A 17,237-nucleotide genomic window follows, 5' to 3' on the forward strand; every position below is an offset into this window, starting at 1 on the left:
TCACGGTGCACAACCACTTCTCTTCGACGCTCGACCGGCTCGACCGCGTACGGCGCGACCGCATCCTGCCCCGGGTGCGCACCCGGCTCGCCGGCGTACGCGTCGAGTCCTGGGCCGTGTCGGACGGCGACGGCGAGCCGGTGAGCCCCGGCCACGCGCTCGGGCTCACCACCGACAGCGGTCGCGCCCTCCCGGACTACCGCCCCTTCGCCCCGGGCTCCGCGTGGGGCCCGGCCTGGTCGACGACCTGGTTCCGGGTCAGCGGCACGGTGGACATCGCCGCCGCCCCGCCCGGACCGGTCGAACTCGTCCTGGATCTGGGGTGGTTCGACCACTCGGTGGGCGGTCACTGCGAGGGCCTGGTCTTCGCCCGGGACGGCCACGTGGTCAAGGGCCTCCATCCCCGGCAGAGCAGCGTCCGGCTGTACGACGGGGAGAGCGACTCCGGCCTGCTCGACGCCGAGGGCCGCTTCGTCCTCCATGTCGAGGCGGCCGCCAATCCGCTGCTGCTCGGGCTGCCGCCCTTCGTCGTCACCGAGCACGGGGAGAAGGGCGCGCGGGAGGAGTTCGAGGAGTTCCGGCTGCGCCGGGCGGAGACCACCGTGTTCCGCGCCGAGGTGCACGGTCTCCTCTGCGATCTGGAGGTGCTGGGCGGCCTGGCCGCCGAACTCGGCGAGGACGAACCGCGCCGCTGGCGGCTGCTGCGCGGCATCGAGGAGGCCCTGGACGTCTACGACGAGACCGACGCGGCGGCCACTGCCAGACGCGCACGCGCGGTGCTGGCGCCGCTGCTGGCCGCGCCCGCCCACCACAGTGCCCACCGGATGACCGCCGTGGGGCACGCGCACATGGACTCGGCGTGGCTGTGGCCGCTGCGCGAGACGGTGCGCAAGGTGGGCCGTACGGTCTCCAACGTCCTCGCGCTGCTCGACACGCACCCGGACCTCGTCTACACGATGTCCGCCGCACAGCACTTCGCCTGGCTGGAGGAGCACCAACCCGCGCTCTTCTCCCGGGTGCGGCGGCATGTCGAGGAGGGCCGCTTCGTCCCGGTCGGCGGGATGTGGGTGGAGCCGGACGGTGTCATCCCGACCGGCGAGTCCATGGTGCGGCAACTGACCTACGGCAAGAGGTACTTCCTCGACCGGTTCGGTATCGAGACGCGCGAGGTGTGGCTGCCGGACTCCTTCGGGTACTCGGGCGCGCTGCCCCAGCTCGCGCGCCGGGCCGGCGCCCGCTGGTTCCTGACCCAGAAGATCTCGTGGAACGACACCACCGTCTTCCCGCACCACTCCTTCTGGTGGGAGGGGATCGACGGCACCCGGGTCTTCACCCACTTCCCGCCGGTGGAGACGTACGCCGCCGATGTCTCCGCCCGCGAACTGCGCCACGCGGTGAGCAACTTCAAGGACAAGGCCATCGCCTCCCACTCCCTGCTGCCCTACGGCTACGGCGACGGGGGCGGCGGCCCCACCGCGGAGATGGCGGAGCGGCTGCGCCGGTTCGCCGATCTGGAGGGCGCGCCCCGGGTCGTCTCCCGTACCCCGGCGGAGTTCTTCCAGGACGCCGAGACCGAGCTGGCCGAGGTCACCGCGGCCTCGCCGGCGCTCGCGCCCGTACACCGGGGGGAGCTGTATCTGGAGCTGCACCGGGGCACACTGACCTCCCAGGTGGCCATGAAGCGGTACAACCGGCGCTGCGAGTCGCTGCTGCGGGCCGCCGAGTACCTCTGCGCGGCGGCCACGCTCCTGCACGAGGCACCCTGTCCGCGGGAGGAGCTGGACGCGATCTGGCGCGGTGTGCTGCTGCACCAGTTCCACGACATCCTGCCCGGCACCTCCATCAGCTGGGTGCACCGTGAGGCCCGCGACTTCTACCGGTCGGCCGTGGCGCGGCTGGGCGCCCTCGCCGAGCAGGCCGCCAAGGTGCTGGGCGGGACGGACGGCGACGGCGCCGCCGTACTGCCGCCGTTCCTTCCGGCGTCCGGGAGCAGTTCCACCACCGTCGCCGTCACGGAGGGAGACGGCAGCGCGACGGTGCTGGACGACGGGCTGCTGCGGGCCGTCGTCGACACCGAGGGCCACATCACCTCACTCGTCGATCTGCGCACCGGCCGGGAGACCGTACCTCCCGGCGCGCACGCCAACGAGCTGGAGATCTTCCGTGACGAGCCCGTGCGCTGGGACGCCTGGGACGTGGACCGCCACACCCTGCGCCATCCCCGGCCGGTCGGCGAGGTCACCGGCCGCAGGGTGGTCCACGACGGAGCCGACGCCGGTGTCGAGGTCGTCCGCCGGTTCGGTGTGTCGGTGTGCACCGTGACGGTGTGGCTCAGGGCGGGCACCGGGCGGCTGGAGACGGAGTGCGCCGTCGACTGGCAGGAGCGCGAACACCTGCTCAAGGTCGCACTGCCGGTCCATGTCATGGCGCGGACGGCGCGGTTCGAGACGCAGTACGGGTACGTGGAACGCCCGTTGCTGGTGAACACGGCGGCCGAGGACGCGATGTTCGAGGCCGGCATGCACCGGTACATCCATGTGGCCGACGGGACCTACGGACTCGGGATCGTCAACGACACCATGTACGGCGCGGACGCCCGGGCCCGGGGCGGCGCCACCGTCGTCCGGCTCTCGCTGCTGCGCGGCAGCCGGTTCCCCGACCCGGAGGCCGATGTGGGCCGGCATGTGTTCCGCTGGGCGCTGCTGCCGGGCGCGGACGTGCCCGCCACGGTCGAGGCCGCCTACCGGTTCAACACTCCCGAGGTCGCCGTCCCCGGGCGGCTGCGCCCGCTCGTGGAGCTCGAAGCGGTCGGCGGCCACGCGGTCGTCGACTGGGTGAAGCTCGCGGACGACGGCTCGCGGGATCTCGTCGTACGGATCTACGAGACCCAGGGCGGCCGGGCCCAGGCCCTGCTGCGCCCCTCGCCGGCCCTCGGCACGGACGCCGTTGTCCACGAGACGGATCTGCTCGAACGCCCCTTCAACCCGGACGACGGCCTGCCGCCCGCGCTCCCGCCCTGCCCGCCCGGCGCGCCCGCCCGCGCCGACGGCGCGCGTCTGGACCTCGGCCCCTTCCAGGTGGCGACCCTGCGTATCGCCGCCCACACATCAGGAGGATCCATATGACACCCACCGCCGGCCGGCGCGCGCTCGTCGCGGGAACCGTCCTCGGATCGCTGCTGCTGTCCTCGTGCGTCATCGGCGGCGACAACACATCGGCACCGAAGGCCTCGGACACGGAGGTCTCCGGCACGATCACGTTCCAGACCTGGAATCTGAAGAACGACAAGTTCACCTCGTACTTCAACGATCTCATCGCCTCCTTCGAGAAGGAGAATCCGGACACGAAGATCACATGGGTGGACCAGCCCGCCGAGGGCTACCAGGACAAACTCTCCGCCGACGCCGCCGCCGGCTCCCTCCCCGACGTCGTCGACATGGGTCCCGAGGCCGCGTACACCCTCGCGCGGGCCGGCATGCTGCTGGACCTCGGCAAGGCGGATCCGAAGGCCGAGGGGAAGTATCTGGACAAGGCGTGGCAGGCGATGACGTTCGACGGCCTGGGCGGCGGCACGTACGGCTACCCCTGGTATCTGAACACCGGTCCCTCGTTCTTCAACAAGAAGCTGCTGGCGAAGTGTGCGCTGGACCCCGCGAAACTGCCCGCCACGTACGACGAACTGTTCGACCAGGCCGAGACCATGGCCGAACACTGTCCGGACGAGGCGATGATCGCCAGGATGCCCGCCATCGAGACCTTCGGTGAGTACGGCGTACCGCTCATGGACGAGGGCCGGGGGAAGTTCACGTACAACGACGCCAAGGGCGTGGAGCTGGTCGAGCGGTTCCGGGCGCTGTACGCGAAGAAGGGGCTCGACGCGGAGGCACTGAACAACCTCCAGACCAAGGAGGTCGAGGAGTTCAAGGCCGGCCGCCTCGCGTATCTGCCCGGCAGCTCCTACACCCTGGGCGATATCGAGGAGACCGCGCCCGACGTCTACAAGAACCTGGCCATCGGGCCGCGTATCAGCAACGGCTCGCCCAACATGTACATCGAGTCCCTCGTGGTGAACGCGCGCTCCAAACACCCGGGGCTGGCCAAGGCGTTCGCCACGTACGTGACCAACTCGGCCAACCAGCTCGCCTTCGCCGAGAAGGCCTCCGTCTTCCCCTCGTCGGCCGGGACGCTGGACGACCCGTACTTCACCGAGGACGACGGCGACCCGGCGACGAAGGTACGGATCGAGAGCACCGAGCAGGTGCGGAAGGCGGTCGTGTGGTGGCCGCCGGCGTTCTCGGGGTCCTCGGACAGCGAGACACTGCGGGAGCAGATCGCGCAGGCCCTGCTCGGCAAGAAGTCCGTGCAGTCGGCGCTTGACGCGTCCGTCACGTACTCCAACGAGCGGCTGGAAGCGAACGGATGACAGCCACCGTGTCCCGCGGACCCTCCCGGTGGCGGAGCGGACGCGGACTCCGCCGCCGGAGCCCGCTGGCCACACACCGCTGGTTTGCGACGCCGTGGCTGTTCCTGCTGCCGGCGCTCACCGTCATCGTCCTCATGGTGCTCGTGCCCTTCGTCAATACGCTCCAACTTGCCTTCACCAACTCGACGTTGCTGAGAACCGGCGGGTTCGTGGGCGTGGACAACTTCCGCAGGATGTTCGCCGACGAGCGGTTCACCACGGCTCTGCTGAACTCCACCCTCTACACGGTGTGCGTCGTGCCCGTCATGGTGGTGCTGCCGCTGATGCTCGCGGTGCTGATCAGCGCGACGGACCGGCTGGCCGGGTTCTTCCGTACGACCATGTATCTGCCGGTCGTCATGTCCCCCGTCGTCGTCGGGCTGATCTGGACGAACATGCTCGACAAGAGGGGCCTGGTGAACGAGCTGGCCGGCACACTGGGTGTCGCCGCCGCGCCCTTCCCCTTCCTCAGCGACCGCTGGCTGCTCCTCTTCAGCGCGATGTTCGTCACCGTGTGGATGGGCCTCGGCTACTACATGGTGATCTATCTGGCGGCCCTGGTGAACATCGACCGCGCTCTGTACGACGCGGCGGCCGTGGACGGGGCCGGCCCGGTGCGCACCTTCCTCAGTGTCACCGTGCCGGGGGTGCGTTCAACGATGGCGCTGGTCACGGTGTTGTCCTCGGTCGCCGCCTTCCGGGTGTTCGGCGAGATCTACGTCCTCACCAACGGCACCGGCGGAGTGGGCGGCGGCGACCTCACCATGACCATGCTCATCCAGCGCGAGGGCACCGGACTCCAGGCGCGTACCGGATACGCGGGCGCGATCAGCCTCGTCATGTTCGTCATCCTCGGCGGACTGCTCCTGGCGCAACTCGCCGCACAGCGCAAGCAGAGGAACACCTGATGGCCCCTTCCGTCTCCCGGGCGCGCTCCGGTGCCGCGGCCCGTTACGCCGTCCTCGTCCTGATGGCCCTGCTGCTGGCGGGGCCGCTGCTGTGGCAGCTCTCGCTGTCCCTCAAGGGTGCGGGCGAGCCGCTGTACGACCGGCCGCCCCGGGTGATCCCCGAGCACCCCACGTTCGAGCACTTCGGGACGGTGCTCGACCGGATTCCGGTGCCGCACTATCTGCTCAACTCCCTTCTGGTGGCGGCCATGTCGGTGGCCGGCAATGTGGTCGGGGCCACCTGCGCCGGCTACGCGCTGGGCAAGCTGCGCTTCCGGGGCAGGTCGCTGGTGACCGTGCTGGTCGTGGCGGCTCTGCTCGTACCGTCGGAGACCGTCCTGATCTCGCAGTTCCTCACCGTCAGGGCGGCCGGGCTGGCGGACACACTCCTCGGCGTCGCCCTGCCCACCCTGGTGGCGGCACTGAACGTCCTGCTGATGCGCAACGCCTTCGCGAGTCTTCCGCCGGAGTTCGAGGAGGCCGCAGTCATCGACGGCGCCCATGCCTGGCAGCGGTTCGTCCTGGTCTCCGTGCCCCAGGTCAAGGGCGTGATCACGGTGGTGGCGGTGTTCGCCTTCGTCGGCTCGTGGAACGACTTCCTGTGGCCGCTGATCGTCCTGTCGAGCGAGGAGAACTACACCCTCACCGTCGGTCTGAACCGGCTGCGCGGCACCTTCTACGACGATCCACGTCTCATCGCCGCCGGTACGGTCATCGCCCTGATTCCCATCGTCGCGTTCTTCGCCGTACTGCAACGCCACTTCTTCCGCGGGCTGGAATCCGGCGGGCTGAAAGGTTGACATGCTGAGGTCCGGAACCGACTCCCCCACCGCGGCCTCGCCGCCCGCCGTCGAGCGCCTTCTCGCCGAACTGTCCCCGACCGAGAAGGCCGGCCAGCTCAACCAGCGGCTCTACGGATGGCAGGCCGTGGAGCGTGCCGCCGGCGGCGGATTCAGGCTCACCGACCGCGCGCGGGCCGAACTGGACCGGTGGGGCGGCCTCGGGGCCCTGTACGGGCTGTTCCGCGCGGACGCCTGGTCGGGCCGTACCTGGGACAACGGCATCCGTCCCGAGGAACGCGCCGAGGTCGCCGCCCTGGTCCAGGAGGAGGTGGTCAGGGCGGGCCGGCACGGCATCGGTGTGCTGCTCTCGGAGGAGGCTCCGCACGGCCACCAGGCCCTCGGCGGCACACTGCTGCCCACCAACCTCGCCGTCGCCGCCGGATGGGACCCGCGCACCCTTCAGGAGGCGGCGGCGTCCGTCGCCGCCGAACTGGCGGCGAGCGGTGTGCACCTCGCGCTGGTGTCGGCCCTCGACCTGCTGCGCGATCCGCGCTGGGGCCGGGCCGAGGAGTGTTTCGGCGAGGATCCGCTGCTGGCGGCCGAGCTCACCCGGGCCGTGGTGACCGGCATGCAGAGCGGCCTCGACGGCCCCGCGGGCACCGGGGTCGCCGTCGTCCTCAAGCATCTGGCCGCCCAGGGCGAGGCCGTCGGCGGGCGCAACGGCCAGTCGGCCGTCATCGGCCCGCGCGACCTGCGCGAGTTGCATCTGCCGTGCGTACGGGCCGCGGTGGAGGCGGGCGCGCGGGGGTTCATGGCGGCCTACAACGACATCGACGGCGTACCGTGCTGCGCCAACCGTGAGCTGCTCACCGGCTTCCTGCGCACCGAGTGCGGGTTCGACGGGATCGTCATGGCGGACGGTCTGGCCGTGGACCGGCTCGCCGTCATGGCCGGCAGCCCGGCCGCCGGCGCGGCGGCGGCGCTGGCGGCCGGGGTGGACCTCTCGCTCTGGGACGAGTCCTTCGCCCTGCTGGACTCGGCGGCGGCCGAGGACCCGGCGCTGGCCGCGCTGGTCGACACCGCCTGCCGCCGGGTGCTCACACTCAAGCACCGGATGGGGCTGCTGCCCGAGGGGCCCGGCGACGCGTCCGGCTCCCCGCGGGACGGGGTACGGGAGCGGGCCGCGGCGCGGGAGCGGCTGACGCTCGCGGCCCGCACCACGCGCCGGCTGTCCAGGCGGCTGGCCCAGCAGTCCCTGGTGCTGCTGCGGAACACCGGCGGGCTCCTGCCGCTGGATCCGCGGCCCCTCACCAAGGTGGTGCTGGCGGGACCCAACGCCCGTCATGTCACCGCGCTGCTGGGGGACTACGTGCCGCCGCTGCCCGCGTGGTCGGCGGAGAGCCTGGAGGTCGCCCTGCGCAGGGCGCTGCCGCACACCGAGGTGGTCTGCGTCCCCGGTGTTCCGTCGGCGGCCGATCTGAGCGACGCCTCCCTGGTGGTCCTCGCCCTCGGCGGAACGAGCCACCGCGCCTACGCCGACCGGTTCGCCGCCAACGGCGCCGTGGCCGAGACCCCGGCCGTCGCCACGGCGGGCGAGGGGGTCGATCTCGCGGACGTGTCCCTGCCCGGGGACCAGGACGCGCTGGTCACCGCCGTACGGGCCGGGGCGCGCTGCGCCGTGGTCGCCGTCGTCGTCGCGGGCCGGCCGCATGTGCTCACGGCGGTGACCGAGCACACGGACGCCGTGCTGTGGGCCGGATACCCGGGCCCGCACGGCGCCGGCGCCGTCGTCGACGCGCTCCTGGGCGCCGTCGAACCGGTGGGCCGGCTGCCGTTCACCCTGCCCCGCCATCCCGGCGTGGTACCCGTGCGGTACAACGACCGGCATCCGGCCGAGGGCGTCTACCGCGACGCGGCGGACCCGGTACTCTTCCCCTTCGGCTTCGGCCTGCGCTACCGGCCGGTCGTCCTCGACGGCCTCACGGCGGAACTCACCGGCGGGACCGTACGGGTCACGGTCGCGGTGACCAACCGGAGCGACACCGAAATCCAGGCCGTGGTACCGCTGTTCGCCCACCGCGGCGGCGGGACCGTGCTGCCCCGGCTGCGCGAGCTGCTCGCGTTCGAGCGGGTCACGGTCGCGGCGCGGGCACGTACCGCCGTTGTCTGGGAGCTGCCCGCCGCGCGCTGTCTCGCCGAGGGCGCGACGCGGCACGCGCGGACCGATCTGTACGTGGAGGACCTGCACACCGTCCTGCGCCCGTACGGCACTTCACCGACCGGCCCGTCCTGAGGACCGGTCGTACCCCCTGCGGAGAAAGCGAGGAAATGTCATGTCGCGCAATCGCAGAACCGGAGGAAGGTCCGCGTTACGGGCCGGCGCCGGCACCCTGGCCGTGGTACTCACCCTCACCCTCGGCTCCGGCAGTGCCGCGGCGAGCGACACACTGCCATGGACCGGGGAGAGCGCGATCGGGGCCAACCAGCCCTACCAGCACGGCTACTCCCCCACCGAGCTGCTGCGCTGGAACCCGGCGGACGACACCGACGCGGCGTATCTGCGCGCGAAAGTGCCCCTGCAGACGCGTACGGCACCGAACTCCGCGACCCAGCGCGACCGGGCGCTGCCCGCGGAGACCCAGCACCTCACCCTCGCGGGCGACTACGGCAACGCCTTCTTCGAAAGCCACCCGTACACCAACGAGTTCAGCCAGTATCTCTTCAACTACTGGCAGTACACGGACGCGTACGCGGCCTGGCACGGGATGCCCACCGAGGGCGTACCGGTGTCCTCCTACGATCCTGACCTGGACTGGCGGGAGAAGTGGTTCGAGTTCGGCATGCTGAACCTGCCCAACCCCGGGTATACCAACGCCGCGCACGCCAACGGGGTGCGGTCGCTGGCCTGCGTCTTCTTCTCCCCGAACGACCGCGGTGACCAGGACTACTCCGAGCTGCTCGTCCGCGACGCCTCCGGTGCCTTCCCGGCCGCCGCCAAACTCATCGAGGTCGCCGAGTACTACGGTTTCGACGGCTACTTCGTCAACCAGGAGAGCGCCGTCGCCCCGGCCGACATACCCGCGTACAAGCAGTTCCTCAAGCAGCTGCGCGACGGCGGGATGTATGTGCAGTGGTACGACTCCATCCACAACTCCACCGGCTCGATCTCGTACCAGAACGAGTTCAACGCGGTCAACGGCCCCTTCGTGCGCGACTCCCGGCTCGGTGACGTGTCCGACTCCATCTTCCTGAACTACTGGTGGAACAAGTCCCGGCTCACCAACTCGAAGGCGTACGCGGCCGGACTGGGCCTCGACTCCCGCGCCAGTGTGTTCGCGGGTGTCGAGGCGGGGATGTACCAGTTCAACCAGCCCTACAACCTGGACGACAACCTCGGCCCCGACGGCGCCCCGATGAACGCCATCGCGACACTCGGCGCCGACTTCGTCTCCTCCGACTACGCCGCCAAGACCGACGACGACGCCCAGGCGCAGGTCTTCGACCGGGAACGCCGCTGGTGGACCGGCTCGTCCCAGGGGGCCACCACGCCCGAGGGCGGCTGGAAGGGCATCTCGAAGTACATCGCGGAGCGCTCCGTCATCAAGGGCAGTACGTTCGCCACGTCGTTCAACACCGGCCACGGCCTGTCGACGTGGAGCGGGGGGAGGCTGTCCAGCGACGCCGAGTGGGGCAACATCAACGTCCAGGACATCCCCGTCTCCTGGCAGTGGTGGATCGACGCGGACCGCTCACCGCTGGCCGCGGACTTCGACTACGGCCCCCGGTACACCCCGGCGAGCAGGTTCTCCTACCGGAAGATCGGCGGCTACGACGGGGGCAGCTCCCTCGTCCTCAGCGGCACCCTCGCCAGTGACAACACGGTACGGCTCTACAAGACCGACCTGTCCCTGACGTCCCGCTCCAGCCTCGGCCTCACCTACAACAAGCCCTCGGCCGACGACGGTTCCGAGCTGCGGCTGGCCCTTGTCCTCGCCTCGGACCCGGACAAGGTCGTGCAGGTGCCGCTGGCCGGGACCGGCCGGCACACCGACGGCTGGGAGACCGTCACGGCCGATCTGTCGGCGTACGCCGGCGAGCGCGTCGCCTCGCTCGGCCTCGTCGTCGCCGCCGGGCCGGGGACCGTCGAGAACTACCAGGTCAACCTGGGCTCCCTGGCCCTGCACGACGGCGTCGACCGCACCCCGGCCGCCCCGAAGGGCCTGACCATCACCCAACTGCTGCCCGGCACGGATGAGTTGTTCCTCGGCTGGAAGCTCGGCGGTTACGACAGCGTCCGCCGCTACGAGGTCTATCTGGACGACACCTACCTCGGCGGCGTCTACGACGACGTCTTCTACGCCAAGCGCTTCACCGCCACCTCGGGGACCATCAAGCTCGTGGCGGTCGGCCCGGACGGCAGCCGCAGCGCGCCGGCCACCGTACCGTTCGATCTGGGGACGGCGCCCGACGAGGTGACCACCGTCGCCGGCCGGGACGGCACGCTCAAGGTCTCCTGGACACCGCCCCCTTCGGGCCTGCCCATCACCGTGAAGGTGACCGGTGTCGACACGTCCGTCCCCTACACCAGGACGGTCACCGTCCCGGGCACCAGCACCGGCACCACACTGACCGGCGTCCCGGTGGACGGCACGAAGTACCTCCTGACCGCGAGAGCGGGGACCGGCACACCGACCGCCGTACGCGGCACCTTCACCGACACCGAGATCACGCCCTACCCCGCCTCCGCCGTACGTATCAGCGGAAACACCTTCACCTTCTCCCGGCCCACACTGGCCGACTGGCACACCCTCACCATCCTTGAGGACGGCGTACCGAAGCAGTTCGCGACGACCTACGGGTCCGGGAACAAGCCGTACATCATCCGCGGCCGCACCACCCGTGCGGCGATGACGGTCACCATGTCCCGTCCCACCGGCAGGGTCGTGGCCGTCCTGGAGGACTACGCGGGCAACAAGGCCGAGACCGTCCTCCGGGGCAGTTAGGGCTTGTGTGGGGTTGTGATCTGGATCAGGGAGCGGGGGCGCGGGCGGCCGTTCACCCCCGCTCCCGGCGCGCGCCGACGGATATCAATCAACTCTCCAGTGGTTGAACCAGTTCCGGAATTCCGTCGTCATAGAGTTGAGTACCGATACGGAATTGTGGGACGCCCAGACGATGTCCCCGACAGAACCCCCGAGGGGACCCTTGCCCATGCGACAGCCACTGGCTGCCCTGATCACCATCACCACCCTGCTTGCCGTCACCGCGTGCAGCGCGAGCGACTCGTCGGACAGCTCCGCAGGCAAGGACTCCGCCGGCTCGAAGGCCGGCGCCGACGGCTCACCGGTCAGTCCCGCCCAGATACCCGGGCTGCGTCTCGCCAACGACAGCAGCGAGGGCGGCTCCTGCCGCTGGGCCACCAGCTATCCGGTGATTCCGGGGGCGGACGCCCTGACGGCGGCGCTCAAGGCGTATGTGGAGAAGCAGCGCGACAGCTACATCGAGAACCGGAAGGAACTGGACGGCGAGGGTTCGGCCTGTGCCGACGGCGCGTCCGAGGACGGCGCCGGGGCCGGCGAGGGGGGCCATGAGCTGAACGTCAGCTTCTCCTTCCTGGCCGCGTCGGCCGATGTGGTCGGCCTGCGGTTCACCCGGTACGAGAGCGGCGGCGCGGGCGGCGGGCTCAGCGACACCACCATGTGGTTCGACGGCAGCACCGGGAAGGTCGTGCCCGCCCTCTCCCTGATCAGCGACAACAAGGCCACGCTGCTCCAGTTCGCCAACGCGGTGAAGAACTCCCTCAAGGACAGTGACGGTGTCACCCCCGCCCTGCTGACCAAGGCACTCGTCTCGTCCCGCGAGTCCAGCCTCGACAATCTGTCCTTCACCCCGAAGGGCGACCTGCGGGTCGCCTTCAGCCCCGGTACGGTCGGCCCGCCGGACGCGGGCGCGGTCACCGCGGAGGTCCCCTCCGACGAAGTGAAGCCGATGCTCTCCGACTTCGGCGGCCGGGTGTGGGAACAGATCCTCAACCCGGGCAAGGAACTCACCCTCGACGGCAACCCGCCCGACGACGCTCAGGCCGGTGCGCCGGGCAAGGGCGCCGCGGACAAGCGCTCCATCGACTGCCTCACGTCCAAGTGCGTGGCCCTGACCTTCGACGACGGTCCCGGCCAGTACACGCAGGAACTCCTGAAGCATCTGGCGGAGTACAACGCCCGCGCGACGTTCTTCCTGGTCGGCCGTAACGCGGAGCTTCAGCCCGGTGTCGTGAAGGAGGTGGTCGCCGCCGGTCACGAACTCGGCAGCCACAGCTGGGAACACCGTGACCTCAGCCAGATGTCCGCCGGTGACGTCCAGACCGACCTGGACCGTACCAACGCCGCGATCAAGAAGATCACCGGCTCCGACCCCACCGTCATGCGCCCGCCCTACGGAGCGCACAACGCGACCGTCGACGCGGCGACCAAGCTGCCGATGATCCTGTGGTCCGTCGACACCGAGGACTGGAAGTACCACGACAGCGCCAAGGTCTCGGCCACGGTGACCGCCACGGTCAAGCCCGGGGACATCGTCCTGATGCACGACATCCACGCCACCTCGGTGGCGGCGGTGCCGAGCATGCTGGAGAAGCTGAAGGCCGACGGGTACGAGTTCGTGACGGTCTCCGAGCTGTACGGCCCCGACGGACCGAAGGCCGGTGCGCCGCTGAGCCAGCGGCAGGACGCGTTCGGACGCGGCTGAGCCGGCGCCCGCGGATCGAGGGGCGGTCTCCCGGAGGCCGTCCCTCGATCCGTGCCATGTCCGGTGCCCGGGTCCCGTTACCGTCGCGGTCCCGCGGCGGCGTAGGCCGCAGTGCCGGCGACCGTGAGGACCAGGGCCGTCCAGGTGCCCGCCGCCGCGCCGGGCGGCAGCAGCATCCAGGCCGCCACCCGCGTCGGCACACTCGTCGGGGGCGGGGCGAAGAACGAGAACGAGAGCCAGGCGAACGGCAGCGTCCACGCGTACTGGGCGCCCACGAGCACCGCGCCCAGGGCGGCCAGTCCCATCAGGCCCGCGCTGTCCCGGACGATGAACGCGGTGGCGGCCATGGGCTCGCCCAGGGCCTGCGCCGTGAGCAGCACCCCGGCGACGACCGCGCCGGCGAGCAGCACATGCGCCGCTCTGCGGGGCGCCCAGCGGATCGCGGCCGTACGGTCCAGCGCGAGATCCTGCCCGCCGAGCCCGACCGAGGCGGCCATCGCCCCCGCGGCGAGGACGAGCAGGAGCAGCTGCGGGTTGCCGTCCCCGGCGAGCGCCGACACCGCCACCGCGCTGATCACCACCGCGGCGAGCGACGCGGGGACCTGGCGCGAACGCGCGTACAGCGTCAGCCATCTCACCGGGACGCACCGCCCTTCAGCGCTTCGAGCAGCCCGCCCTCGCAGGACAGCGCGGCGTCACGCATCGCGTTGACACGTGAGAGCTGCTCGGCCCGCGGCAGCGCCCTGAGCTCCTCCCACACCGGTCGGCCCCGCTCGATCGTGTCGATCCCGATGTCGGTGGAGCCGCCGAGCCGCTGGAGGTCCCCGAGGACCCAGCCCACCGCGACGGTCCGCGCCGTGACGTCGTCGTAGGTGACCGAGCCACCCCCGCTGATGGGGGAGCACTCCGGCACCAGGCCGATGGCGATCAGACCCCGGGTCAGCACCTCACCCTTCGCCGTGGCGATCATGTCGTCGTCGAAGCTGATGAGCACGGTCTCACGGGGCCACCGCGGTGCGGAGCCGGCCCACGGAACGGTGACGTACTCGTGGACCGAGGCCGGCGCCCGGCCGCCCAGGGCTCCGCGCAGCAGGCGCAGCGCCTTCTCCCCGGGATCCGCGAGGTCGGGGAGCCGTCCCTGATGCGCCTTCGTCACACACACCGGGCCGTCGCAGACCATCTCCGCGGCGGTTCTGTCGGCGACGTATATCCGGCGCGGGTCGGAGGGGAGGACGAGCAGAGCGAGCACCGCACCCGCCACGAGGGGCGTCAGGGCGACCAGCCGGGCGCGCGGGCCCGCGGCGACCAGCAGCGCGAAGCCGGTCGCGGCCATGCCGAGCAGCCAGACCGTCTGCCCGAGGTGTACGGGGGCGGAGAGCGTGACGAACACGTCGCTCACCTCCGCCACGGCCGGTGACAGCAGCGAGAGCGTGTTCGGCTCCCTGATTTCGAACCCCGTCGCCGGGTCCGTCCGGGTCTGCGACATGTGCATGAGGGTCATGAACACGAAGGCGCTCATGGTCAGCGCGGGCGGGGTGAGCACGGACGGCAGGGCGCGCCCGGCTCCCATGCCGAGCACGGCACCCGCGACGAGGGAGAGCGCCCCCACCAGGGAGATCGGCAGCCATCCGAGGTGTGTGTAGGCGGTGTTGGCGAACACCTGGACCGCTCCCTGGAGAACGAGGAGCGCGAAGGCCGTGGCCAGTACGGCCGCCATCGCGCCCGCCGGCGCGGCGGCTCGGTGCCAGGCGTGCCGCGGTGTGCTCGTCAGCAGCTCGGACACCTTCGAGCGGTGGTCGCGCAGGCCCTGCAGCGCCCCGAGCCCCACGGCGAGCGGCCACAGGTAGAAGAGCAGACCGCGGGTCCACAGGGCCAGGGATGTCCACTGGGCCGTCCACGCCGTGGTGCCCCACCCGGTGGCGACGCCCAGCAGGTACGGGAACACCAGTGCCGTTGCCAGCACCACGACGCCGGCCCACGGTGCGAGGGAGCGCTTCAGCTCGATGCGCAGAACACGTGTGTTCACCAGGTTCCGCCTTCCCGGCCGGGGCCCTGCAGCAGCGCCGAGTAGCCGCGCTCCAGGGGGCTGTCGCCCACGTGCTCGGGGCCGCCGGCCGCCGCGAGTTCGTCCGGGGTGCCCTGGAAGACCAGCCGCCCTTCGGCGAAGAGCACCACGTCGGTGCAGGCGGCGGCGACGTCCTCCACCAGGTGGGTCGAGACCAGGACGCAGGTGTCCGTGCCGACTTCCTGGAGCAGTTCGCGGAAGCGAAGTCGCTGTGCCGGGTCGAGGCCGACGGTCGGCTCGTCCAGCAGCAGGACGGTGGGGTCGTTGACGATGGCCTGGGCGATGCCGACCCTGCGGACCATACCGCCCGAGAGTGCCTTCATCTTCTCGTCGGCGCGGTCCGCGAGGCCGACGCGCTCCACGGCGCGCTGTACCGCCGCCGGGATGTCAGCCTTGGGTACCTCCTTCAGCCACGCCATGTACTCGACGAACTCGCGCACCGTGAAGCGCTTGTAGTAGCCGAACTCCTGGGGCAGGTAACCGATCCGGCGGCGCAGCGCACGGTGTTCGTTCCTGCTGCTCACGGACTCGCCGAGCATCGTCAGGGTGCCCTCGGTGGGCCGCAGTACGGTGGCCAGTGTCCGGATGAGGGTGGTCTTGCCCGCCCCGTTGGGACCGAGGAGTCCGTGTACGCCGATGCCCAGGGACAGATCGAGGCCGTCGACGGCCATCCGTTTCCCGCCGACCCTGACCCTCAGTCCGGTGGCCTGGATCTCCCAGGCGTAGGACGTCGGTGCGATGTCGGCCGCGCTCATCGCGGACTTCATGTGGTGTTCCTTTCCGATGGTCATCGTTGGTCCTTCAGTACGGAGTACGCGCCTCTGCGGGCGATCACGACACCGATTGCGAGGGCGAGGGCCAGCCCCCACGCGGGCAGGGCGTCCGTCTGCAGGGCGAAGGCGGTGCGGCTGGTGGCCAGGGTCGGTGCCACGACCACGGCGGCCCACACCGCGGCGAGTACGACGGCGGCGCGGGTCACACCGACGACACCGCCGAGTGCCAGCGTCGCCGCTGTGAAGGCCAGGCAGGGCAGCAGCCACTGAGCCACCATCACGCCCGTCGCCCATCCGCCCACCAGCAGTACGGGGACGACCACGCCGAGCACGGACGCGGTGCGCCGCATCACCAGCTGGAGGCCGGCCCTGGGCGCCGAGGCCGTCAGCTCGTACGCCGGGTCCAGACCGCGCGACCAGGACGCCGCGACGCCGAGCACGGGCAGGACCGGTGCGAACAGCAGCACCAGCGACACCTCGCCGGGGACGAAGCCGAAGGCGGAACCGGCACCGGAGCCGTCGTCGACCAGGTCGAGCAGCAGGGCCAGCAGTGTCACGACCACGACCATGGCCAGCCACGGCACCATCGTGGGCGTCATCCACCTCGACAGCCGCGCCGACCAGCGTCGGCCGCGCGGCATCGTGGCCGTGACCGCCAGCCGGGGTTCGAGACCGGACCATACGGTGTCGACCAGTGCCGCCACGGCGGGGGCCTCGGCCCCGACGGCGGCGGACAGCCGGTCGCGGCACCCCCGGCACTCCCCCAAATGGGCCTCCACGGCCCACAGTTCGTCGGCGGCGAGGTCCGCGCCGCCGCGTGCGTATCCCTCGATGATCCGCGTCGACGCGTGTTCCACGGTCATACCAGCGCCCTCCTCATCGCGATCCGGGCCCGACGGGCGCGGGTTTTGACCGTGCCCTCGGGCAGCCCGAGCAGGACCGCGGTCTCCCGGACGGACAGCCCGTCGAGCACCATGGCCTGCAGTACCTGTCTCAACTCCGGCGCGAGGCGCCGCAGCGCGTCCCCGACATCACCGCCGACGGTCGCCGCGAGCGCCTCCTCCTCGGCGGCGGGCGCCACGTCGGGTACGGCCGCGGCCGGCGGCGGCTCCGCGTGGTGGGCCCGGCGCCGGAACGCGTCGACCAGGCGGCGGGCCGCGATCGTCCACAGCCAGCCGACGGCCGAGCCGCCGGCGGCGGCCCCGGCGAACGCGCCCGCCGCTCGCCACACCGCCAGATAGGTCTCCTGCATGACCTCGGCGACGATCTGTTCATCCGCGCAGCGCCGGCGCAGCCGCACCGCCATCCACGGCGACGTACGCCGGTACAGCTCCTCGAAGGCCGCGCGGTCGCCCTTGGCCGCGAGCCGGACGAGACGTTCCTCGTCCAGTTCGTGCAGCGGCGCTCTCCTGAGTGTTCTCACGCCTGCTAGACGCGGGGGCCGGGCCGCGGGTTTTCCCTTTT

12 protein-coding genes are annotated in these 17,237 nt (G+C 71.1%); 7 read left to right on the forward strand and 5 right to left on the reverse strand.

Annotation, left to right across the window (positions count from 1 at the left end; translation table 11 throughout):
• The first annotated feature begins 5 nt into the window (after positions 1-5).
• From AB0389_RS01450 to AB0389_RS01480, 7 genes are all read left to right on the forward strand, one after another.
• On the forward strand, positions 6-3,125 hold the full coding sequence (locus AB0389_RS01450; protein WP_366393244.1) for a glycoside hydrolase family 38 C-terminal domain-containing protein: 3,120 nt from the start codon (positions 6-8) through the stop codon (positions 3,123-3,125).
• Positions 3,122-4,423 (forward strand): extracellular solute-binding protein, encoded by a 1,302-nt coding sequence (locus tag AB0389_RS01455; protein WP_366393245.1) that lies wholly within the window; start codon positions 3,122-3,124, stop codon positions 4,421-4,423. The genes AB0389_RS01450 and AB0389_RS01455 overlap by 4 nt, the downstream gene beginning before the upstream one ends.
• Positions 4,420-5,370 (forward strand): sugar ABC transporter permease, encoded by a 951-nt coding sequence (locus AB0389_RS01460; RefSeq protein WP_366393246.1) that lies wholly within the window; start codon positions 4,420-4,422, stop codon positions 5,368-5,370. Before AB0389_RS01455 ends, AB0389_RS01460 begins: the two co-directional genes overlap by 4 nt.
• Positions 5,370-6,209, forward strand: coding sequence for a carbohydrate ABC transporter permease (locus AB0389_RS01465; protein WP_366393247.1), 840 nt, complete (start codon positions 5,370-5,372; stop codon positions 6,207-6,209). Before AB0389_RS01460 ends, AB0389_RS01465 begins: the two co-directional genes overlap by 1 nt.
• 1 nt (position 6,210) lies before the next feature.
• Positions 6,211-8,484 (forward strand): glycoside hydrolase family 3 N-terminal domain-containing protein, encoded by a 2,274-nt coding sequence (locus AB0389_RS01470; RefSeq protein WP_366393248.1) that lies wholly within the window; start codon positions 6,211-6,213, stop codon positions 8,482-8,484.
• Positions 8,485-8,524: 40 nt separating this feature from the next.
• On the forward strand, positions 8,525-11,194 hold the full coding sequence (locus tag AB0389_RS01475; RefSeq protein WP_366393249.1) for an endo-beta-N-acetylglucosaminidase: 2,670 nt from the start codon (positions 8,525-8,527) through the stop codon (positions 11,192-11,194).
• A 208-nt stretch (positions 11,195-11,402) separates the two neighbouring features.
• Positions 11,403-12,935 (forward strand): polysaccharide deacetylase family protein, encoded by a 1,533-nt coding sequence (locus AB0389_RS01480; RefSeq protein ID WP_366393250.1) that lies wholly within the window; start codon positions 11,403-11,405, stop codon positions 12,933-12,935.
• A gap of 77 nt (positions 12,936-13,012) precedes the next feature.
• Here AB0389_RS01480 and AB0389_RS01485 read toward each other — a convergent pair whose 3' ends face one another.
• From AB0389_RS01485 to AB0389_RS01505, 5 genes are read right to left on the reverse strand one after another with little or no spacing between them, the layout of a single operon-like run.
• Complete coding sequence (locus AB0389_RS01485) at positions 13,013-13,573, reverse strand: hypothetical protein (RefSeq protein WP_366393251.1); 561 nt, start codon at positions 13,571-13,573, stop codon at positions 13,013-13,015.
• Positions 13,570-14,961 (reverse strand): hypothetical protein, encoded by a 1,392-nt coding sequence (locus tag AB0389_RS01490; protein ID WP_366393252.1) that lies wholly within the window; start codon positions 14,959-14,961, stop codon positions 13,570-13,572. Before AB0389_RS01490 ends, AB0389_RS01485 begins: the two co-directional genes overlap by 4 nt.
• Entirely contained in the window at positions 14,958-15,791 is an 834-nt protein-coding gene (locus AB0389_RS01495) for an ABC transporter ATP-binding protein (RefSeq protein WP_366393253.1), read from the reverse strand. Before AB0389_RS01495 ends, AB0389_RS01490 begins: the two co-directional genes overlap by 4 nt.
• Positions 15,788-16,636, reverse strand: a complete 849-nt coding sequence (locus AB0389_RS01500) for a zf-HC2 domain-containing protein (RefSeq protein ID WP_366393254.1) — start codon at positions 16,634-16,636, stop codon at positions 15,788-15,790. Before AB0389_RS01500 ends, AB0389_RS01495 begins: the two co-directional genes overlap by 4 nt.
• A complete protein-coding gene (locus AB0389_RS01505; protein ID WP_366393255.1) occupies positions 16,633-17,196 on the reverse strand; it encodes an RNA polymerase sigma factor in 564 nt (187 codons plus the stop codon). Before AB0389_RS01505 ends, AB0389_RS01500 begins: the two co-directional genes overlap by 4 nt.
• Between the last annotated feature and the right edge of the window lie 41 nt (positions 17,197-17,237).

This window comes from Streptomyces sp. NPDC093109 (assembly GCF_040701725.1).
Taxonomy (GTDB): domain Bacteria; phylum Actinomycetota; class Actinomycetes; order Streptomycetales; family Streptomycetaceae; genus Streptomyces.